The following is a 21,632-nucleotide window of genomic DNA, read 5'->3' as shown; positions in this document are numbered from 1 at the left end:
TTATTTAAAATTTTGTTTCGCTCTAATGAAAGGCGTTATTTTCTTTTGGAAATCTCATCCCTAATCAACGCAGCCCGTTCGTAGTTTTCTTCGGTCAATGCCTGATTAAGTGCTTGTTCCAATTGCTCATTTGTCAATGCCGAGAAAGGATTCTGTGGGGACTTTGACGGTGTTTTTTCTTCGACCTCAACAACACTTGGGTCCTGAACTTTGTTGGATTTGTCCAGATTTTCCAAAAATGCGAACTCATGCCCTTCAATAATAATTCCTGCAGAGGACATAATAAATTCGTAGGCATATATGGGGGCTTCAAACCGTACAGCGAGTGCAACAGCATCAGAAGTGCGCGCGTCAATCTCTACTATTTTGTTGCCGTCGGAACAGATAATTTTAGCATAAAATATGCCTTCAATTAGATTGTAGATAAGCACTTCAATAAGCTGAATTCCAAATGAATCTGCAAAGGATTGAAATAGGTCGTGTGTCAGCGGGCGACTAGGAATCATTTTTTCTATCCGAATAGCAATAGCTTGAGCCTCGTGACTGCCGATGATGATGGGTAATCTTCTGTTGCCTTCCACTTCACCTAATACCAGGGCATAAGCCCCTGATTGGGTTTGACTATAGGATAAACCAACGATATCTAATCTGATTTTCTTCATTTTAATTTCAAACCGGTTTACAAACTTAGATAAATTTGCTTTTATATGCAATTATAACCAATAAAAAACTCCCCATTCATTTTCAATAAATGGGGAGAATATATGGGATAAAAGGTTTAAATACCTCTATAAGCCTTCAGTGCTTGCGTCAATTTTGGAACGATGTCGAAAGCATCTCCTACAATTCCATAATCGGCCACTTTGAAAAATGGAGCTTCCGGATCTTTATTGATGACAACGATGGTTTTCGAGGAGCTCACCCCGGCTAAATGTTGAATTGCACCGGAGATACCAATTGCAATATAGAGATTAGGGCTCACTACAATACCTGTTTGTCCCACGTGTTCCGAATGGGGGCGCCAGCCGGCATCGGATACAGGTTTCGAACATGCGGTAGCTGCACCTAGCACATCCGCAAGTTCTTCAATCATTCCCCAGTTTTCGGGGCCTTTGAGCCCGCGGCCTGCAGAAACCACAATTTCAGCTTCCGGTAAAGAGACTTTGTCTGTTGCGCGCACAATCTCCTTAACCACGGTTGAAAGATCTAGTTGGTCAATACTCGGCGCAAAGGTTTCAACTATAGCCTTTCCATCAACATCTTTAGTTTCGTACGCATTGGGGTTTAACGCAATGACCTTGATCTCTGAGCTGACCTCGAGTGTAGCAAAAGCTTTATTGGAGAATGCTGTTTTTTTGACTGTAAGTTTGTCATCCGTAATGTGGGGTAATTCGAGCGCGCCATCGGCTAACCCGGCCTGCAATTTCGCCGCAATACGCGGAGCGAGTCCTTTTCCAGAAAATGAATTGGATAAGACAAGCAATTTTGAACCCGTGCTTTTTACAGCTTCTGCGATAATACTAGCATAAGCTTGGTTTACGAAAGAAGCAAGTTGTTCCTGATTGACATTTAATACTTTCGAAGCACCATATTTGCCCAAAGCGGCGAGTTCGTCTTCGGCAACATTCCCGATTGAAATTGCAACAACATCAGTCTGTATGTCATCGGCGATGGATTTGGCGTACGAAACAACTTCAAAAGCAGATTTTTTGAATTTTCCATCGGTATTTTCTACATATACAAGTATTGACATAGTGTTTTAGCGTTTAAAGATTAAATAACTTTAGCTTCATCATGAAGAAGAGAAACTAATTTTTCTACCTCGGTAGCGTCAACAAGTTTGACCGTACCTCGTGGAGCTGGTGTCTCATAGTTGACAATATGAGCTAGAAGTTCTACGGAGAACGGTTCCACCACGTCCAGCGGTTTGCTTCGTGCACTCATAATACCACGCATATTGGGTATTTTAGGCTCAGCAACACCTTCGGCTGTACCTATGACGAGTGGTAACTTGGCTGTTAACACTTCTTTCCCACCCTCAATTTCACGTTCAACAGTCACCATATCACTTGCAACCTCGACTTTTTTGGCTATGGAAACAGAAGGGATATGCAGCAATTCTCCTATAATTGCCGCCACCTGAGCACCATTATAATCGATAGATTCACGACCAGTTAAAATTAAGTCAAATGCATTGTCTTTGGCATACGCTGCTATTTGATTCGCAACAAACCAAGCATCGCGGGGAACGGCATCTATCCGTACAGCGTTATCTGCGCCAATTGCCAATGCTTTTCGAATGGTTGCATCTGTCGATGCATCCCCCACATTGATGACAGTTACGGTTCCTTTTCCACCTTCGGCCAATTCCACTGCTTTAGATAAAGCAATTTCATCATAAGGGTTTATAATGAATTGTACACCAGCTGTATTAAATGCAGTGTTGTCATTTGTAAAAGTGATTTTGGATGTAGTGTCAGGGACATTACTTATACAAACTAATATTTTCATATACGATTGGTTTTACCCAAACTTACTATATTTTCATTTAATTATAAAGTTTCAGATCAACCAAAATCCCTTGAGATAGCAGTTGACCGATATTGAATATTTTTAAAATTTTCAAGCATTTTCAGATAATTTTTTTTGATGTAACAAGATATTTAATGCTTTTGTTGCTGTTTTTGTAATTTTTCTTTTTGAACAAGTGATTTCTGACAACAGATTTGTTTCGTCAGCAAATTGTCATTTTGTATGCTAGCATAGTAATTTTTGGATAAGTATAGATTTCTCAAGGGTTAGAAGAGTGTTGGTTTTTTTTCTATCATATAGGGATGTGGATTGTTATCACTAGGTATACGTATTATATTGGATATAAAGTTCAATTTGTCTAAGTTTGAAATAAAAAAATATGTCAACACGATTGGACCAATTGAATGAATTTTTGAAAGAGAGCCCAGCGGATCCTTTTTTGAAATATGCGATTGCAGCTGAATATCTCAAGCAGGGGAATGAGCAGGAGGCTATGTCGAGATTCGAGGATTTAGTACAGTCGAATCCAGATTATGTAGGAACCTACTATCATTTGGGTAAATTGTACGAAAAATTAAGTAGACAGGATTCGGCGATTGCTACGTACCGAGCTGGAATCGATATCGCCCGCAAGAGTCGTAATTTCCATGCCTTGGGCGAGTTGCAGGGCGCATTGGCAGTTTTGGCAGAGGATGATGATGATGATTTTTAATCTTTTCTAATTTTTTGGTATTTAATTTGTTATGAGTTTATTGGTGTAACTGTTAGATGCTGATTTTTTTGAATTTAGAATGTGATGAAAAGGTATATTTGGATTGTGGGTTTGTGGTTGATAGTTGGAATGGTGGGATGTGATAATCCCAAACAAAGTGTAGCCGTCTACAAAGATAATTTACAGGATCTTAAAGGAAGAGATAAGGCGGAAGTAGTGATTGGTGAGTACAAGGGCGTAATGCCTTGTGCGGATTGTGATGGGATTGAAACACTCATTTCTTTACATGCTGACAATACTTATCAATATTCATCTAAATATCTAAATAAAAGTGAGGATGTGTTTGTTCGGGAAGGAAAGTGGAAATTGGATGGCAATATTATTACCTTAGATGGTGTAGATTATAAATTCAAACTTGGAAATAGGATGCTCAGTCAGCTGGATCTCTCAGGAAATGACATTACTGGAGATATATCCAAATACTATGTTCTGACGAAAAATTGAGTTCACTTTATATAAATGATGTAAAAATAAGAAAGCCGGCAGTTTGTACCTCCGGCTTTTTTGTTTTTGAGTTTATTTTAGTCTTTAAAACATTCGAACATATGATCGATGCTTTATTTTCATTTGGGAGCAACTTTTCAAGCTTTATCGGGAAGTACTATTGGTTTTTTGTACAAAGTTCCTTTAACGTTTTTACGACAAAGTCGATTTCCTCCCTGGTATTATTTTTACAAAATGAAAAACGCACCGAGGGGCGTTCAGCGCTCGATTTGATCGCATTCAATACATGAGAGCCTATGTCGGTCCCTGAGCTGCATGCACTGCCTCCAGAGCATGATATGCCTGCAATATCCAAATTGAAAAGGAGCATATCGGCAAGGTTACTGCAAGGGAAAGAAACATTCAATACGGTGTACAATGATTTGTCTGGTTCGATAACGCCATTAAAGCCAATGTCTGGGATTGCTTTCAGCAACTCGTCAATCATATAAGATTTGAGCCCCTGAATATAAGTATGATGTTCATCCATGTTTTCATAGGCAAGTTCCAGCGCTTTGGCAAGTCCTGCTATACCATATACATTTTCTGTTCCGCCACGCATATTTCGTTCTTGTGCTCCGCCATAGATTAAAGGTTTGATCTTGTTATTGGCGTTTATATAAAGAAAGCCGACCCCTTTCGGGCCATGGAATTTATGAGCAGCTCCTGTGACGAAGTCTATTTTAAGTTGAGTAAGATCATGTGGATAATGCCCCATAGTCTGCACAGTATCGGAATGAAATATAGCATTGTACTTTTGGCATAACTCGGCGATACGGTGAATATCGTTGAGATTTCCAATTTCATTATTGGCATGCATAATGGAGACAAAAGTACGTGGGTTACTATTTAAAAGCTCTTCCAGCTGGTTGATATTTAAATTGCCTTTTTCGTCAACCTCCAGCAGGTCAAGGTGCACTTTACCTGCTTTTTGCAGTTCCTCTAAGGTGTGTAATACGGCATGGTGCTCAATAGGTGAGGTAATGGCATGGGTTATCCCAAAGTCGGTTATCGACCTCACGATAGCCATATTGTCTGCTTCCGTTCCACCCGATGTAAAAAATATCTCTGCAGGAGACACATGAAACAAATTGGCAATCGTTTTACGTGCTTTTTCTACAATTGTCTTTACTTGTCGTCCGTGACTATGGATTGAGGATGGATTACCAAAGTTATTTTCCATCACATCGATCATTACTTTTATTACTTCAGGATCTAAGGCTGTAGTCGCAGCATTATCAAAATATACTTGCATGCCGCAAAATTACAAATCTCTCAAGTAAATTACAGGTATCAAATCACTTATTTTTATCATTTTAATTTCCTAATTATCGCTGGTAGATGCCTGAGTACTGCGGTTTCTAAGAATTAGATCCTTTTGCCCTGGAGAGTATGGGATGGGAATTTTTCTGTTCTGAGTTCCTTTTTTCGTCTGACCACGATGAGGATCAAAATTCCTCCTAATGCGATCGCCAAACCCAAATAAGCGGCAATATCACCTGCTTGCGTATAGAAAGTAATTTCTTCATTTAAATTAATTTCCTGATTGAGGGCCGCAGGCTGCCACCATTTGGTCTGTTGCACAATATCTCCCCGTTGATTAATAAAGCCAGAAATCCCTGTGTTGGCAGAGCGAGCCACCCATCGTCTGTTCTCAATCGCACGTAGTTTAGCATACTGTAAATGTTGGTCTTTGCCCGAAGTATTTCCCCACCAGCCATCATTGGTGATGATCGCAATAAACTGTGCTCCTTTTTTGACATACTTAGCAACGTAATTGCCCCAAATGGATTCGTAACAGATGACCGGTGCGGCACCAATGCCACTTTGCGCATAAAAGACCGATGGTTCGGCCTGTTTTCCATAGCCTCCCGTAGTGCCGCCGAATGCTTTAAATAGCGGTTTTAAGATGTTCATGGCTGCACCAAAAGGCATTTGTTCTACCCCCGGAACGAGCTTGGACTTATGATAAAACTGTAGTTTGGAAGAATAATCGATCAATGTCGCGGCATTGAAATTATCTTGATAAACATGAGGAGCTATTTCGCGTGCAGTTGGCGTTTTGGCATCGTTGTACAGCTGATAGCTTTCAATACCTGAAAGTACATTGCCATTTTTATACTGATCTAAAAATTTTAAGATGCGTTGGTAAGAATAGGTTTCCCTAAAGTTCTCCTCATCGAAATCGCCGTTCTGCGATAGCGCAGTTTCAGGCCAGATAAAAAACTCGGTATTGGGTTTAGCGACCGAATTTGATAAGGAGAATAATGTGTTTAATTGCTCTTCAGGGCTTATATTGAATTTAATGTAAGGGTCAATATTGGGCTGAACAACGACGATTTGTGCGGGATTCTGATATTCTTCATAGTTAACGTAACGTATCAGCGAGTAGGTGCTGGGGATTAGTAACACTGCAGTTAATACAGCAATTGGAACTATTTTACGTTTGATCGGATAAAATCCCTTCCGATTTAAGTAAAGTGTAAATACCAAGATGTTGACCAGCCAGATCCATATGGTTCCACCGTAGACTCCCGTGATTTCATACCATTGCACCAATTGGTGGAAACTGGCGAAACCATTTCCTAATGTCATCCAGGGGAAAGCTAAATCCCAGGATTCATGTAGAAATTCGTAGCTTATCCAAAATCCCATCAATCCGAAAAGGGATAGCATTACGTTTGTTTTGCGTCGTAGTTGCCCATATAGCCAGAAAGCCACCGCCATTAATGTTGCGCCTAAGCAAAAAGGTATCAGACTTATAATTACAGCTGCAAAGGATGGCATAACTGCCGATATAGAATTATATACCCAATAAATCGAGGCTGTGTTCCAAACTACCGCAGTTAGGCCCGCGGTAAGGAATACTTTTCGGCCTTTCTTTTGGAATGTTTCATTGCGGATAATGTTCTCTACAGCAATCAGCAAAGGAACAAACCCAATAAATAACAAGGGACTGGAATAGGGTATCGGAGGCCAGCCCAACCACAATAAAAAGGCACTTAAAAGTGCCAGTAGATAGTTATTTTTCACAATATATTTTCTTCCATTTATAATTATAAACTGGATAAAACTTCTCTCTTTTTACTCTCGTATTCCTCTTGGGTAATTAATTGTTTATCGAAGAGCGTTTTTAATTTTTTGAGCTTTAAGGTAATTTCATCGTCCTCCTCTTCCTTTGCCGCAGCAGGTGAGATAGGAGCTGCCGAAACTGAAGGAACAGTAGGGGTGGATCCGATCGGTTGCTGTGCCTGAACTGGCGCTGACGAAGTTGGCTGAGCCGAACCATAAGATTGTGGTGCGGATGGGGCAGGCGAAGTAACCGCTGGCTGAACCGGTATATTACTTTCTGGCCGTTCGATAACCACTTCTTTTGCGACAGTTGGAGCAATAACTATTTTCTCCTTTTCAGCGGCCAACTCAGCTTTTTTATAATTTTCAAGTGCCGCTTTAATATATTGATACAATTTTCTGGCCTGAACTTTAGGGATATAGTCTATGCTCAAATTCTCCCCAGTAAAAGGAATAACAGTCACTTTCGAACCGAAGATTTCCTCTTTGAAAGCAATATCTTTGATATCTTGCCAGCCGAAAATTTCGAAATCAGTAGCCAAGCCCAATTTAGTGAACTCGCACATAAATATGCGCTTATTACTGATGGTAATACTATCCGGTAATATAGTCACTGCAGGTTTCTTTTGAACTGCGATATAATCTATTTTTTCTCCTGGAGTAAGCATATCCTGGACTTTAGTAACCAATTTTTCGATGATTTTTATGTCCTGCCCATCCTGTGCAAATTGTTCCATGTTCATGTCAAATACTTTTTAATTACATAAAGATTATTAAAATTTATTCCAATCCTGCTACACAAAATACAAATTCTCCTTTAATCGGATTGTTTTCAAAGTGTAATTTTAAATCAGTTAATGTTCCGCGCACATTCTCTTCGTAGAGTTTGCTCAATTCCCGAGATATCGAAGCTTGTCTTTCAGCTCCAAAAATTGTGATAAATTCTTCTATTGTTTTTAGTATACGATGCGGTGACTCATAAAAGATCATCGTTCGTTTTTCTTCTGCTAAGGTTTTTAAGCGCGTTTGTCTTCCTTTTTTCACCGGCAGAAAACCTTCAAAACAAAAGCGGTCGTTGGGAAGCCCCGAATTGACAAGCGCTGGCACGAAAGCAGTTGCTCCGGGCAAGCACTGTACCTCCAGTCCTTCTTTGATGGCCTCGCGTACCAGTAAGAATCCCGGATCCGAGATAGCCGGTGTTCCAGCGTCTGAAATCAAAGCAATGTTTTGTCCCTCTTTTAAGAATTTAATGATTTCCGAGACCGCTTTATGTTCATTGTGCTGATGGTGCGCAAATACTTTTTTGTCGATTCCAAAATGTTTTAAAAGCGGAGCACTGGTCCTTGTATCCTCTGCTAAGATGAGGTCCACTTCTTTTAGGACATTGACCGCACGGAACGTCATGTCCTCCAGATTGCCAATAGGTGTTGGAACTAAATATAACATGGTCAAAGTTAAGTTTTTTTTACTATATAACATGCGCTAAAACATTCTGTGCTTTTTGAAGTTTTATTTTAAAGATTAGAGTAAACTCCATCACGTTATTTTAAATAAATTATGCAATACATCGAAAAAATACAGGCCCATCTAGGTACTGAAGCGAGTTATTTGTTAGATTTTGATCAACCTGCAGTTTCCAAAACAATGCTTCATCTTCCGCAGTCAACATTTATTGACCAAGTATACAATTCAAGTGATCGTAGTCCACAAGTTTTAAGAAGTTTGGGGCAACTTTTTGGAACGGGCCGTTTAGCCAATACGGGGTATCTGTCAATATTGCCCGTGGACCAAGGTATTGAACACAGTGCCGGAGCGTCTTTTGCGCCAAATCCACAGTATTTTGATCCAGAGAATATTGTTAAGCTAGCTTTGGAAGGAAATTGCAACGCTGTGGCTTCTACTTTTGGTGTATTAGGAGCTGTTGCCCGAAAGTATGCACACAAGATTCCGTTTTTGGTTAAAATCAATCATAATGAATTGTTGACTTATCCCAATCGCGCAGACCAAATCTTGTACGGAACAATTCGCGAAGCCTGGAATATGGGTGCTGTTGCGGTAGGGGCAACCATATATTTTGGATCTGAAGAATCAGATCGGCAGATTATTGAAGTAGCAAAAGCATTTGAGGAAGCACATTCTTTGGGGATGGCGACGGTATTATGGTGTTATTTGCGTAATTCGGCTTTCAAGGTCGGAGATAAAGATTACCACTTAGCAGCAGATCTGACCGGACAGGCCAATCACTTAGGGGTAACCATCAAAGCCGATATTATTAAGCAAAAATTACCCGAATTAAATGGCGGATTCAAAGCGTTGAATATGGGTAAAAGCAGTTATGGGAAGTTGGATGAACGTATGTATACACAGCTTTCTTCCGACCATCCTATTGACCTATGCCGCTACCAAGTACTCAATTGCTTTGCCGGCAGGGCGGGCTTGATCAATTCTGGCGGGGCTTCGGGACAGAATGACATCCAAGAAGCCGTAAAAACAGCAGTTATCAATAAGCGCGCTGGCGGAACTGGTTTGATATCTGGTCGCAAAGCCTTTCAAAAACCGATGCAGGAAGGTGTAGCGCTGCTTCACGCCATTCAGGATGTTTATTTGTGTGATGAGGTGAGTATTGCTTAGTAAAGCGCATAATATAGGTTCAAAAAGCCTTTCTAAAGGTGTTTTGGGAATAAAATAGCTTGTAAATAAAGGCAAATTTATCTAAGTTTGTTCACTATTTTAAATAACACATTTATATTATGTTGCAATTAAATTATATCCGTGAGAACAGGGATACGGTGATCGAAAGATTAGCTGTCAAGCATTTCAAGGAAATTGGATTGGTCGACGAAATCATCAGTTTAGATGAAGAACGCCGTATGATCCAATCGGAATCAGACGCACTTTCGGCAGAGGCTAATGCGGCAGCGAAGCAGATTGGAGATCTGATGCGGCAAGGAAAAAAAGAAGAAGCTGAAACCGTCAAATCCAAATCCTCGGGATATAAAGAACAAGTAAAGCAACTTTTAGATCAATTAGGTACAATTGAGGCAGAATTGAATGAGAAGATCGTACAATTGCCCAATTTACCACATCAATCCGTTCCGGCCGGTGTAAGTGCAGACGATAACGAAGTTGTTTTGACCCATGGCGAAATCCCTGCGTTGCCAGAGGAGGCATTGCCCCATTGGGAATTGTTGAACAAATACGGTATTGTTGATTTAGAGCTTGGCGTAAAAGTTGCTGGAGCCGGTTTTCCCATCTATAAAGGCAAAGGCGCTAAATTGCAGCGTGCATTGATCAATTTCTTTTTGGATCAGGCTGCCGAAGAAGGATACGAAGAAGTTCAGGTGCCAATTTTGGTGAATGAAGATTCTGCATTTGCCACGGGGCAATTGCCGGATAAAGAAGGACAGATGTACTATGTTGGTAATGACAATCTCTATTTGATCCCTACAGCTGAGGTTCCGGTTACTAATATTTATAGAGACGAAATTGTAAAAGAGCCCCAGTTTCCAATAAAACATTGCGCTTATACACCATGTTTCCGTCGGGAAGCGGGTTCTTACGGAGCACATGTACGTGGATTAAATCGTTTGCATCAATTTGACAAAGTAGAGACGGTGCAGATCGTACATCCCGAAAGGTCGTATGAAGTGCTGGAAGAGATGAGTTTATATGTACAAGGACTGTTGCAGAAATTAGAGTTGCCTTATCGTGTATTACGTTTATGTGGTGGAGATATGAGTTTTACTTCTGCATTGACTTATGATATGGAAGTGTATAGTTCTGCGCAGAAGCGTTGGTTGGAAGTTTCTTCCGTCTCCAATTTTGAAACTTACCAAGCGAATCGTTTGAAAGTGCGCTTTAAAAATTCGGAAGGCAAGATGCAGCTGGCACATACTCTAAATGGATCTGCATTGGCTTTGCCACGTATTGTAGCTGCGATATTAGAGAATAATCAAACTGAAAAAGGAATTAAGATTCCGGCAGTTTTGGTGCCTTACACTAAGTTTGAGTATATTGATTAAATATCAATAAATAAGTCGTCTCTGGACTTATTTCATACAAAATGAAAGACGCTCAGCCTGAGAAGGTAGAGCGTCTTTTTTTTGATTTTAAAGTGCTATCGACCAGACGAAATTTTTTGTTCTCTTTCATGTTGCGGATCCATATAAAGTTATGAAAGTTTGGTTATCATTCTACCGATATATGTTTAGAATCATTATAAATTAATGCTCTTTTTGATGCCGCGATGAAAAGAATGATGTCTCAAAGATTTCTTGTGGCATTGTTAATGTTTTGTTAAATATATTGGATTCCGTATAAAATTCTGTTTGAGGTTACTTTGATTAGTTTTTATTCTAAAATGATTCTTTTGTAACAATTTGCAAATTTGACTTCCAATTATTGCGGTATTTACTGATTTAGATGGATTATGTTAAAAAACTTGTAAAAACAACTTGCGGTTTCTATATTTGACACCGCTAATAAAAATCGCACTAACTATTATTTACTGTAAATGCTGAAAAGAGCAAATTTACAGCTGGATATTTATCTAAGAATTGCCCTGCATCTACCTAGGGCTGCTTTTCAATAATATTTTCAACTGTTAAAAAATGAACTGCAATGGTCTATTTGATAGGTTGCGGTTTTATTGTCTAGACAATTTATGTTTGGACAGTTGTGTGAACGGATATAATTTATATCAATATATAGGATTAGAAAAAATAATAAAATTAACTAACTAAAACATGAAACAAACATTACTAAGTTTTCTTGTTGGCGGAATGATTCTGACTTCGGTCGCATTCGCTCAGGAAAAAAAGATTAGTGGTCGTGTTACATCTGCTGACGGTAAAGCTATACCAGGGGTAACAGTAGTTGTACAAGGTACTAATCAGGCTACACAGACCGATACTAATGGTAATTATTCATTGAATGTACCTGCAGGCAAAGTTGTTGTATTCCGTTCCGTTGGTTTTGACGATAAAACCATTATTGTGAATAACAACAACACGGTGTTCAATGTTTCTTTAGATAATCATGACAATGCGCTTGAAGAGGTGGTGGTAACTGCCAATGCTATCAAAAGAGAAAAGAGAACATTAGGTTATTCAGCACCGACCTTGAACAACGAGGAATTGCGGTCAGGTCAAAATTCAAGTGCTATCAATGCGCTAGCTGGTAAAGTTGCAGGTGTGAATATTACATCAACCTCAAATTCTCCAGGTAGTTCATCTCGTGTCGTTTTGCGTGGCGGTTCGTCTATCTCAGGGAATAACCAAGCCTTAATTGTTGTCGACGGTGTTCCTATTGACAACTCCAGTGTAATCGGTGGTGGTTCATCATTATCAAGTGTAGATTTTGGTAACCGCGGTAATGATATCAACCCTGATGATATTGCATCGATGACCATATTGAAAGGTCCGGCTGCAGCAGCATTATATGGATCGCGTGCATCCAATGGAGCTTTGATCATTACTACTAAAACAGGTAAAAGAGGCGGCGGAAAAACAGATATTACTTTCAATACAACAAATACCTTTTCTTCTATTTTAAAATTACCTGAGTTTCAGAACGAATATGGTCAAGGTTACTCTGGCTATACTAAAAATGGAGACCTGGTTTTTGTCAATGATCCAAAGGAAAACTGGTCTTGGGGAGCTCCTTTTACTGGGAAAACACAGGAATGGGGACAAGCTGTAAATGGCATAAGACAAACAAAGCCATATTCTGCTGTTAAAGATAACGTTAGGGATTTTTTTAATACTGGATTTGCAACAGATAATAATTTAGGTTTCTCGGGTGGTAGTGAAAAGTCTTCCTTCTATTTGGGCCTAAATTCTTTGAACTCAAACGGAGTTTACCCTGGGAGCAAAGATAACTACAACAAATATGGTGTTCGATTCAATGGTCAAACTGAATTCTCTAATAAATTTTATGCAGGAATTTCAGCTAACTATAGTCAGATTAACTCGAACAACGTAGGCGGGGGACAGGGAAATTCGTCTGTATACAATAACTTGTTACAAACTCCTCGTGATATTCCTGTTGCTGACATGAAAGATTTAAGCAATCCATATAATGGATATGGTTATGTCGATGCAAATGGTCTAAACCATAGTAATGAGTATGGCTATTATGGAGCTTATTCTATGAATCCCTATTGGACATTGGCAAATTACAACAATTATAATAATGTAAATCGCATTCTGGGTAATTTTAACGTCGGTTATAAGCCATTTGAATGGCTGGATTTCAAAGAGCGTGTAGGGGTAGATCATTATACTGACCGCAGACGCTCTGAATCTCCAAAATATAATTTTACACCAATTGATAAAACTTCAGGTAATTATTCGACAGCTAACGATCTAATTGACAATGGTGAGTATCGTATCGATCAATACAATGTAACAGAGATCATTCATGATTTCATGGTTACTGCTACCCATGACTTTAATCAAGATTTTAAAGGATCATTAATGTTGGGTAACAACATTCGTCAACGTAATGTTTCTAATCTAAGTACAGCAACTAACGAAAGTGGAGGTTTGGTACAGCCCGGTTTTTATAATTTAGCGAACTCCAATGGACCATTGAACTTAATCCAAGACTCATGGTCAAAACGTCGTTTGGTCGGACTTTATGCAGATTTGAATTTGTCGTATAAAAACTTCCTATACTTACAAGCGACAGCACGTAACGACTGGTCTTCTACATTACCTAAGAAAAACAATTCATTCTTTTACCCAAGTGTGAGTGGTTCATTTGTATTCTCTGAGTTGTTAAGCCAAGATGCGAAGAGAATCCTTTCTTACGGTAAATTGCGTGCTAACTATGCTAAAGTTGGGTCGGATACAGATCCATACCAATTGTTGACAACATTTTCTAGAGGCGAGATCAATGGTGGATTTGGAACGACAACTTTCCCATTTGGTAATGTGTCTGCATTCATGTCTGGATCGACTCTAGGAAATGCAGAGTTGAAACCAGAAATCACTACATCAGCTGAAGTTGGTGCAGAATTGGGTTTCTTTAGAAATCGTTTAACTGTTGATTTTAGTTACTACAATAACAACTCGAAAAATCAAATCTTAGCAATTCCTATTGCAAATTCGACAGGTTACGGATTCAATGTTGTTAATGCCGGCAAGATTAAAAACTCGGGTGTTGAACTTGCGTTGCGTGGGACACCAGTGAAAACAGAAAACTTTAGCTGGGAATTGATGGGTACTTTTACTAAAAACAACAATAAAGTTGTTGAATTGATGGATGGTATTGATCAAGTTTCTTTAGGTGGTTTCTCAGGTATGTCTATCGTTGCCGCTAAAGGACGCCCTTACGGTGAATTTTATGCTGTAACCAATGCCACTGATGCACAAGGTAGAACTATCGTTGACCAAGAAACAGGCTTACCAGTACCTACTTCGGAAGCAAAATATTTAGGAAGTTATAATCCTAAATTTCAAGCCTCATTAGGAACGACTGTCAATTACAAAGGCTGGTCATTAACTGCATTGTTTGATATGAAACATGGAGGTGTATTCTATTCACGTACTAAAGATATCATGGCATTTACAGGTACATCTGCAGAAACAGGAGGTGAGCGTTTTGGTCAAATCTTCCCTAACTCAGTTTACTTAGATGCAAATGGTAATTCTGTTGTAAATACGACAGCAACTTATGACAAAGTGGATTACTATCCATATTTGGAACCGGGTATGAATGTTGTAGATGCTTCTTATGTGAAGTTGCGCAACTTGGCTATCTCTTATAAATTCAAAAAAGATATGCTAAAAAATACGCCTTTTGGTGATGTAACTGTCGGTGTATTTGGTAATAACCTGTTTATCTGGACGCCAAGCGAAAATAAATATGCAGATCCAGAAGTAAATTCTGCTGGTGCTGGAAATGCACAAGGTTTTGACTATACCGCTCAGCCGTCTTTGCGTAACTATGGTATCAATGTGAAGGTATCCTTCTAAACTATAAAGAATAATAAAATGAACAAGAATATTAAAAAGTTTGTTTTTGCTGCATTGGTTGGATCCGTAGCATTTACAAGTTGTAATAAATATTTGGATGTTAATGAAAATCCAAATAACCCAGAAAAAGTAGAACCAAACCTGTTACTGCCTACAGTTGAAGCTTCGTTAAGCCAGATCGTAGGTAATCAGCTTCAAGTATATGGTGGTTTGTGGGCGCAGTATTGGACACAGGCTCCATCATCGTCGCAGTATCAAACTATTGATCAGTATAACCTCAAAAATACAGCAACGGATCGTATTTGGTCAACTATCTATAGGAGTGCACTCAACAATGCTGAAATCATCATTAATTCGGAGCGTGGTGCAAACAACTATACAATTGGTATGGCGTATTTGTTGAAAGCATATACATTGCAAGTAGCGACTGATGCTTTTGGAGATATTCCGTTAGATGAAGCGCTGCAAGGAGCAACGAACTTAAGTCCAAAATATCAAACACAGAAAGAGGTATACAACAGTATTTTCGAAAGTATTGATAAAGGTGTTGAGTTATTGAAAGGTAATCTTGGTACTACACCGGGAGAACAAGATATGCTTTTTGGAGGCGATAAGGCATCTTGGATTGCATTCGCAAATACCTTGAAATTGAAAGCTTATTTACGTATTTCAAACGTAGATGCTGCGACCGCTCAAGCAGGTATTAAAGCATTGTATGCGACAAATCCGACATTTTTAAATGAGGATGTTTCCATCACATTTACGACAACAGGTGGTAACCAAAATCCTTTCTATACAGAAATGGTTGGTTTAAAATATGTTCAAAATGTAGTTGCGAGTGGAACTGCTGTAAAAGCATTTGCAGCAAATAAGGATAAAAGATCATTTGCATTGTATAATAGACTGTTAAAAGCTGATAATGTAACCTTGCAAGATACAGTAGCTTACTTAGAACAGGGGGACTTCCGAGGACAAAACACAAAATTAGTCTCCGCTCCTTCACCAGTAACTGGGGCAAATGCTAAAAATACGGCTTCGGCAACTGCTCCTGTAAAATTATTCTCTATTGCTGAAAGCAAATTCTTACAAGCCGAGGCTGCTTTGAAAGGATGGGGGACAGGAAGTGTTGCTACACTGTATAATGAAGGTGTTACTGCGTCATTTAACTACTTAGGTGCGGAAGGATTAACTGAATATTTAGCTGCTGCTGGTAAATTTCCAACAGATGCCTCAAAACAATTAGAAGCAATCATTACGCAGAAATATTATGCAATGAATGGTTTCCAAAATTTTGAAGCATGGACTGAATACAGAAGAACAGGATATCCTACATTCTTGATTCAATCAAAAGCATCCATTTTGGCTAATGGTGAAATGCCGCAGCGTTTGTTGTATCCGAATACGGAATTGACAACTAACTTAAACTATCCAGGTACAAAAGCGATTACAGTACCGGTTTGGTGGGACGTTAAGTAATCTTTTAAATTCTATAATACTTGAAGAGCGGCAATTTCATTCGAAATTGCCGCTCTTGTTTTGCAAGCGTTTGTTTGAAAAAATGTATTTTTGCGCCTCTTAATGCTACTAAATTTTTATGAAAAGATCGACTCTATTTTTAATTGTGCTCATTTTGATAGGAGCTATTACAGAAACATTTTCTTCGAAAGCAAGGGGGGGATTGTTTATTAGCGATACGATAGTGAATTACTTTGATCAATCAGGGAATCCTGTTAACACAAAACTAGCGTCTTATTCCTATCAATGTATTGTTCCTGTAGGAAATGATTTGAATAGATTGTTTAATATTGTTAGCTATTATACGGAGACTGATTCCATAAAATCCTTCGCTTATAGCCGGGATAGCACAGTTGGTTTTTTTGGGTGGAAGTATGTCGGGGAGTCGACAGTATACTATCCAAATGGACAGTTGAAAAGCTTAGAGAAATTTGATGCAGACGGTGTGCCTACGGATTCTTCATACTATTATTATCCAACAGGAAAATTGAAAATGCTCGTGACGCATATTGACACTGCACAAAATCCGTTTACGGGTTCGAGAATGACAAAACCATATCACTTGTTGTATATGGATTCCTTGGGAAATTACCTATTGAAGAGGGGAAATGGATTCCTTCGACTGGATTATTCGGATGGTACTTATTTTGAAGGAGAGCTAAAGGATAATGAAAGAGAGGGTAAATGGGAAGGTTGGAATATGGGGAGCCGTTATGAAGAACAGTATTTAGGTGGAATTCTCCAAAGTGGGAAACGATTCCGTGCCAATGGAGAGGTTATTTTATACGATGCTGATACGAAGGAATCTGCACCGATTCTTCCGCTTAAATTGAAGCAGTTTATGGAAGCCGTTTATCGGCAGATCGATATATCGGACAATTTAATTACTCAATTGAAGTCTAGGCTTATTAACGTGACATTTGTTGTCAACAAAGATGGTATACTCAGTAAATTTAAATATGATCAGGATATTCCTATCAAGGTCAGTAGCGCGATTACAACAGCGATTCAGGCTGTTGGACCTTGGAAGCCGGGTAGACTGCAAGGAGAGCCTGTGGCTGTGAGTTATACGATTCCAATATCTTTGTAGTGTTTTTGACACGTTCTTCAATCAGTGTTTGAAAAGAAATTCGCTGCCGATGCTTGTGGGAAATTTCTGTTCAAGGCGATCACGCAAATAGAAGTATGCTCAAATTCCTGCTAAAGCCCAGTCGAAGGGAGGCAAACATGCCTCGAACATGTACCAAAGAAAATTTAAGCGCTGTCAAAGTCCACCTGACTTAGGGATAGAGGTACCGCTTTGTGGCGACTTTTTCTCCACCAATTCCCTAATAACTTCTGCCTTTGATAGAATTAGCCTCGTATTTTCCATAGCTGTTCCTCGAATTTAATCTGAGGGAGATTCGAAGCCTGCCCGAAGAAAATTCGAGCAGCGTTGGGAAAAAGGTAGGACTTGGTCACCTATTGGTGATGTGTTGGTTGGCTATAGTTTACCACAACGATCACACAAGATTGAATATAGCGCGAGCCTAAGTTTACTTTCCATAAGTTTTTTTTAAGCAGAATGATAGTTAAGTAATAGAACAGCGCGCAGGAAGAAAGAGAAATTCTCACTAAGGATTTTGAGTTGACTTATTATACTATTCGTCATTTTATTGACTCTGATACTTTTTTAGCTGAACTGAATGTCGATGTCCGGTGTGAAGGTGATTGGAAAAAGGTGTGCGCTATACTACGATCTTTATGCGTATTGTGTTATGAATAGAAGTGTAATAAGTTTTTACCCTAAAGATAATAGGGGAGGCCATCTCACAGTGAAATTGGAAATTTGATATATTATTTAACATAAACAGATAAGGTTTGATGTAAATAGTTTTCGTATTTAATGTAAAAGTGTTACGTAAAAATGATTTACCTGAAAAAAATAAAAGTCTGTTTTTCAGATATTTATATTTTATTGTGAATTAATTGTTATTTTAAAATTATGCTAGCATTGCAAATGTTAAAAAAAGTTATAATTTTGTATTTAACGTTTTTTAACCTGTGGATGCAATCCAAGGTAAAACGTTACTAACTATAACGCATATATAAATTATTGGAAAGTATATAGCTAACCAAAGCATATTATCAAGAATAAACATTTTTAATAAACATAAACATATGAAACACAAATTACTCAGTTTTTTCGTGGGTAGTATGATTCTTACGTCTGTTGCATTTGCGCAAGAGAAAAAAGTAAGCGGTCGTGTTACTAGTGCTGATGGCAAGCCATTGGTGGGCGTCACAATTGCTGTGCAAGGATCTAACGTCGCCACACAAACAGATACGAATGGTAATTATTCGCTATCTGTTCCAACAGGTAAAATGATTGTATTCCGTTCAGTTGGATACGCCGATAAAACCTTGATCGTAAAAGAGGCACAATCTGCATTTAATGTCACTTTGGATAATATGGATAACGCATTAGAAGAAGTTGTTGTAACTGCGATGGGTATTAAAAGAGAGCAAAGATCATTGGGTTACGCAGCTTCGACAATTAAGTCTGAAGAGTTAACAAAGGCTCGATCATCAAATGTATTGAATTCGTTAGCAGGTAAAGCAGCAGGGGTAAGGGTTAATGCTCAATCAGGAACAATTGGGGGATCAACTAAAGTCGTTATTCGCGGTGTGAATTCTTTGGATGGTGGATTTCCATTATATGTTATCGATGGTCTAACTGTAAGCGACGCTACGTCCGTAGGTGGAACGACTGCTAGTAATGTGGATTTTGGAAATAGAATGGGAGATTTGAGTCCAGATGATATTGAGTCAATGACTGTACTGAAAGGTGCGGCAGCAACGGCATTATATGGAGCACGTGCGAAAGATGGAGCAATTATTATCACGACTAAGAGAGGTGCGAAAGGGAGCAGTTCTATTAGCGTAAATTCTTCCCTACGTTTTGATAATCCCTTGGTTTTACCGAAATTTCAAAATGAATATGCTCAAGGAAATCAAGGAGTATATGCTTTGACACAAACAAATGGTTGGGGACCGAATATATCCGAAGTGAGTGGACAAAAATTTAAAAATTTCTTAGGTGAAGACGTTACACTTCAGGCATACCCTAATAATGTTAAAGATTATTTCCAAACTGGAACTTCTTTAATGAACAATATTGCTTTTGCTGGTGGCGGAGATAATTCGGACTATAGAATCAGTTTTTCTAGTGCAAACGAAAGAGGAATTATTCCTGAATCAAAACTGGATCGGTATACTCTATCTATCAATGCTGGTAAAGACTTTAATCCTAAACTATCTTCTAGATTTACTGGATCATATACAAATTTAAAATCAGATGGTAGACCAGCGCAAAGCTCAAATAATACGAATGCAATTATTTCAACTATTTTTGGTTTGCCGAGAACAGTCGACATTGACTTGCTAAAAAACAATTTTGAAAATCCAGATACTGGTGAACAAATTTTCCTGAGTCCGAATCGAAATGGTAACAACCCTTTTTGGGTAATGAATTACAATAGAAATGGAAATACGGTTGATCGTTTTTTAGGAACATATACTTTAACTTACAAGCCAGTTGATTGGGTTACTATCAGTAATAATTTTGGTGCAGACGTCTATACAGAGAAAAGATCTCAACACGTACGTAAAGGAACAGCAGGATTTATGACTGGAAGATTCATAAACTATGATTTGTTGAGTAAACAGTTTAATGACGATTTAATTGCTACAATTGAACAAAATAATTTAATAGAAAATTTTAAATTTAAGTTAATAGTTGGTGGTAATATTAATGAACGTACTACCCAAAGTACGAACGTAGAGGCTGTAGGTCTTACTATTGACCAATTGTGGAACTATACCAATGCTTCCAGTAAAACTCCTACTTTAGGATATAGTAAAAGAAGACTTTTAGGAGCTTATGGTAACTTAAGTGTAAGTTATAAGGACTTTTTATATTTGGATGTGACAGGTAGAAATGATTGGACTTCAACTCTGCCAGTTGCGAATAGATCATATTTTTATCCTTCTGTGGGTGGGTCATTTATTTTCTCTGAATTACTTAAAAATAAAGGTTTAGATTGGTTGGATTATGGAAAACTAAGGGCAAGCTGGGCTTCAGTAGGTAGTGATTTGGCTGCTTATAATTTAGACTATCAATATACTCCAACTTCTACAGTCTTTTTGCAATATGTTTCGTCAACTGCAACAGTTTTCCCTGCTGGGCCAATAGAAACAGCTTTTACAGCACCGAAAATATTGCCGAACGCAAATTTAAAACCTCAAAAACAAAATTCTTTTGAAACGGGGTTAGAGTTGAAGTTTTTGAAAAATAGAATTGGGTTAGATTTTTCTTACTATAATAATGTCACTAGAAATCAGTTAATTCCTATTGATGTAGCGATTTCAACAGGTTATTTTTCAAAATATATAAACGTTGGGGAGATCCAAAATACAGGGGTGGAAATTGGCTTGAATGTAGTACCTGTTAGGACGGCAGATTTTAATTGGAGTGTAGATTTTAACTTTGCGAAAAATAAACAAAAAGTCAATGAGTTAGCTCCAGGATTAACTCAGTATAGTTTAGCTAGCGGTTACAATGGTCTTCAAATTAAAGCTAGTGTAGGTGAAAGTTTTGGTCTTTACGGAAGTGATTGGGCAAGAACAGATGACGGGCAAATTATTATTGATAGCAAAACGGGATTGAAAACAGCGGTGGCAAATCAGCGACTAGGAAGTATTTATCCGGATTGGACAATGGGTATTAATAATACATTTAGCTATAAAGGATTATCTCTAAGTACTTTAATTGATATTCGTAAAGGAGGGAAATTTTTCTCGGGTACAGTCGCTAATTTAAGGGGAAGTGGTTTGGCAGCGGAAACTTCCAATCGCGATAAGATTGTAACTCCTGGCGTAGTTTTGTCGAATGGATCGTATATTCCAAATACGAAAGAGATTAGTGCTCAAGACTATTGGGTTTGGGAGGCAAGTACGACAAATACTGTTTCCAATGTATTTGATGCAGGCTTTGTTAAGTTAAGAGAGGTTAGATTTGCTTATGCCTTGCCTTCAAGTATTTTGAAATCTAAATTTATAAAGGGTGCAGAAATTGGCGTTGAGGGAAGAAATCTATGGCTGATAAAGAGCCATGTTCCTCATGTGGATCCTGAGTTGAATTTCTTTGGTTCAGGAAGTGTTGGAGAAGGAGTCGAATTCAATAGTATTCCTTCAACAAGATCATTTGGTATGAATTTAAGATTAAACTTTTAATCATT

The 21,632-nt window shown here is 38.5% G+C and carries 15 protein-coding genes; 8 read left to right on the top strand and 7 right to left on the bottom strand.

Annotation, left to right across the window (positions count from 1 at the left end):
- Positions 1-35 precede the first annotated feature (35 nt).
- From B3E00_RS03815 to B3E00_RS03805, 3 genes are all read right to left on the bottom strand, one after another.
- Positions 36-662: a bifunctional nuclease domain-containing protein gene (locus tag B3E00_RS03815; protein ID WP_209576588.1), complete on the bottom strand. Its 627-nt coding sequence runs from the start codon at positions 660-662 to the stop codon at positions 36-38.
- 116 nt (positions 663-778) lie between these two features.
- The gene (locus tag B3E00_RS03810; RefSeq protein WP_209576586.1) at positions 779-1,753 is read right to left on the bottom strand and encodes an electron transfer flavoprotein subunit alpha/FixB family protein; all 975 of its coding nucleotides are present in this window, start codon (positions 1,751-1,753) and stop codon (positions 779-781) included.
- Positions 1,754-1,773: 20 nt separating this feature from the next.
- Positions 1,774-2,511 (bottom strand): electron transfer flavoprotein subunit beta/FixA family protein, encoded by a 738-nt coding sequence (locus B3E00_RS03805; RefSeq protein WP_209576584.1) that lies wholly within the window; start codon positions 2,509-2,511, stop codon positions 1,774-1,776.
- 400 nt (positions 2,512-2,911) lie between these two features.
- On the opposite strand from B3E00_RS03805, the gene B3E00_RS03800 reads away from it, so the two are divergent.
- The gene (locus B3E00_RS03800) at positions 2,912-3,244 is read left to right on the top strand and encodes a tetratricopeptide repeat protein (RefSeq protein ID WP_209576582.1); all 333 of its coding nucleotides are present in this window, start codon (positions 2,912-2,914) and stop codon (positions 3,242-3,244) included.
- A gap of 84 nt (positions 3,245-3,328) precedes the next feature.
- A complete protein-coding gene (locus B3E00_RS03795; protein WP_293937047.1) occupies positions 3,329-3,748 on the top strand; it encodes a copper resistance protein NlpE in 420 nt (139 codons plus the stop codon).
- A gap of 157 nt (positions 3,749-3,905) precedes the next feature.
- On the opposite strand, the gene B3E00_RS03790 is transcribed toward B3E00_RS03795, so the two are convergent.
- The 4 genes from B3E00_RS03790 to rsmI form a co-directional block, all read right to left on the bottom strand.
- The gene (locus tag B3E00_RS03790; protein WP_293937045.1) at positions 3,906-5,042 is read right to left on the bottom strand and encodes a cysteine desulfurase family protein; all 1,137 of its coding nucleotides are present in this window, start codon (positions 5,040-5,042) and stop codon (positions 3,906-3,908) included.
- A gap of 113 nt (positions 5,043-5,155) precedes the next feature.
- Positions 5,156-6,820, bottom strand: a complete 1,665-nt coding sequence (lnt, locus tag B3E00_RS03785; protein WP_293937042.1) for an apolipoprotein N-acyltransferase — start codon at positions 6,818-6,820, stop codon at positions 5,156-5,158.
- Between the two features lie 23 nt (positions 6,821-6,843).
- Positions 6,844-7,602, bottom strand: a complete 759-nt coding sequence (locus B3E00_RS03780) for a PH domain-containing protein (RefSeq protein WP_209576573.1) — start codon at positions 7,600-7,602, stop codon at positions 6,844-6,846.
- A gap of 37 nt (positions 7,603-7,639) precedes the next feature.
- Positions 7,640-8,305, bottom strand: coding sequence for a 16S rRNA (cytidine(1402)-2'-O)-methyltransferase (rsmI, locus tag B3E00_RS03775; protein ID WP_209576571.1), 666 nt, complete (start codon positions 8,303-8,305; stop codon positions 7,640-7,642).
- Positions 8,306-8,416: 111 nt separating this feature from the next.
- Here rsmI and B3E00_RS03770 point away from each other — a divergent pair, with 111 nt between their 5' ends.
- The 6 genes from B3E00_RS03770 to B3E00_RS03745 all read left to right on the top strand — a co-directional run bounded on the left by B3E00_RS03770 (position 8,417) and on the right by B3E00_RS03745 (position 21,627).
- A complete protein-coding gene (locus B3E00_RS03770; protein ID WP_293937039.1) occupies positions 8,417-9,490 on the top strand; it encodes a class I fructose-bisphosphate aldolase in 1,074 nt (357 codons plus the stop codon).
- Positions 9,491-9,609: 119 nt separating this feature from the next.
- Complete coding sequence (gene serS, locus B3E00_RS03765) at positions 9,610-10,881, top strand: serine--tRNA ligase (RefSeq protein WP_293937036.1); 1,272 nt, start codon at positions 9,610-9,612, stop codon at positions 10,879-10,881.
- A gap of 723 nt (positions 10,882-11,604) precedes the next feature.
- Positions 11,605-14,838: a SusC/RagA family TonB-linked outer membrane protein gene (locus tag B3E00_RS03760; RefSeq protein WP_293937033.1), complete on the top strand. Its 3,234-nt coding sequence runs from the start codon at positions 11,605-11,607 to the stop codon at positions 14,836-14,838.
- Between the two features lie 18 nt (positions 14,839-14,856).
- The gene (locus B3E00_RS03755) at positions 14,857-16,314 is read left to right on the top strand and encodes a SusD/RagB family nutrient-binding outer membrane lipoprotein (protein ID WP_293937031.1); all 1,458 of its coding nucleotides are present in this window, start codon (positions 14,857-14,859) and stop codon (positions 16,312-16,314) included.
- A gap of 118 nt (positions 16,315-16,432) precedes the next feature.
- Positions 16,433-17,443 carry a hypothetical protein gene (locus tag B3E00_RS03750; RefSeq protein WP_293937028.1) on the top strand — a complete coding sequence of 337 codons (1,011 nt, stop codon included), beginning with the start codon at positions 16,433-16,435 and terminating at the stop codon, positions 17,441-17,443.
- 1,070 nt (positions 17,444-18,513) lie between these two features.
- On the top strand, positions 18,514-21,627 hold the full coding sequence (locus tag B3E00_RS03745) for a SusC/RagA family TonB-linked outer membrane protein (RefSeq protein ID WP_293937025.1): 3,114 nt from the start codon (positions 18,514-18,516) through the stop codon (positions 21,625-21,627).
- Positions 21,628-21,632: the final 5 nt, after the last annotated feature.

This window comes from Sphingobacterium sp. UBA5996 (genome assembly GCF_002429765.1).
GTDB lineage: Bacteria > Bacteroidota > Bacteroidia > Sphingobacteriales > Sphingobacteriaceae > Sphingobacterium.
The sequence above is the reverse complement of the archived record's forward strand: the minus strand, read 5'-3'. Positions and strand labels throughout refer to the sequence as shown.

Bases quoted from the DNA above. Each gene is read 5' to 3' on its own strand.
- B3E00_RS03815 (WP_209576588.1), bottom strand. From the start codon at position 662: ATGAAGAAAATCAGATTAGATATCGTTGGTTTATCCTATAGTCAAACC.
- B3E00_RS03810 (WP_209576586.1), bottom strand. From the start codon at position 1,753: ATGTCAATACTTGTATATGTAGAAAATACCGATGGAAAATTCAAAAAA.
- B3E00_RS03805 (WP_209576584.1), bottom strand. From the start codon at position 2,511: ATGAAAATATTAGTTTGTATAAGTAATGTCCCTGACACTACATCCAAA.
- B3E00_RS03800 (WP_209576582.1), top strand. From the start codon at position 2,912: ATGTCAACACGATTGGACCAATTGAATGAATTTTTGAAAGAGAGCCCA.
- B3E00_RS03795 (WP_293937047.1), top strand. From the start codon at position 3,329: ATGAAAAGGTATATTTGGATTGTGGGTTTGTGGTTGATAGTTGGAATG.
- B3E00_RS03790 (WP_293937045.1), bottom strand. From the start codon at position 5,042: ATGCAAGTATATTTTGATAATGCTGCGACTACAGCCTTAGATCCTGAA.
- B3E00_RS03780 (WP_209576573.1), bottom strand. From the start codon at position 7,602: ATGAACATGGAACAATTTGCACAGGATGGGCAGGACATAAAAATCATC.
- rsmI (WP_209576571.1), bottom strand. From the start codon at position 8,305: ATGTTATATTTAGTTCCAACACCTATTGGCAATCTGGAGGACATGACG.
- B3E00_RS03770 (WP_293937039.1), top strand. From the start codon at position 8,417: ATGCAATACATCGAAAAAATACAGGCCCATCTAGGTACTGAAGCGAGT.
- serS (WP_293937036.1), top strand. From the start codon at position 9,610: ATGTTGCAATTAAATTATATCCGTGAGAACAGGGATACGGTGATCGAA.
- B3E00_RS03760 (WP_293937033.1), top strand. From the start codon at position 11,605: ATGAAACAAACATTACTAAGTTTTCTTGTTGGCGGAATGATTCTGACT.
- B3E00_RS03755 (WP_293937031.1), top strand. From the start codon at position 14,857: ATGAACAAGAATATTAAAAAGTTTGTTTTTGCTGCATTGGTTGGATCC.
- B3E00_RS03750 (WP_293937028.1), top strand. From the start codon at position 16,433: ATGAAAAGATCGACTCTATTTTTAATTGTGCTCATTTTGATAGGAGCT.
- B3E00_RS03745 (WP_293937025.1), top strand. From the start codon at position 18,514: ATGAAACACAAATTACTCAGTTTTTTCGTGGGTAGTATGATTCTTACG.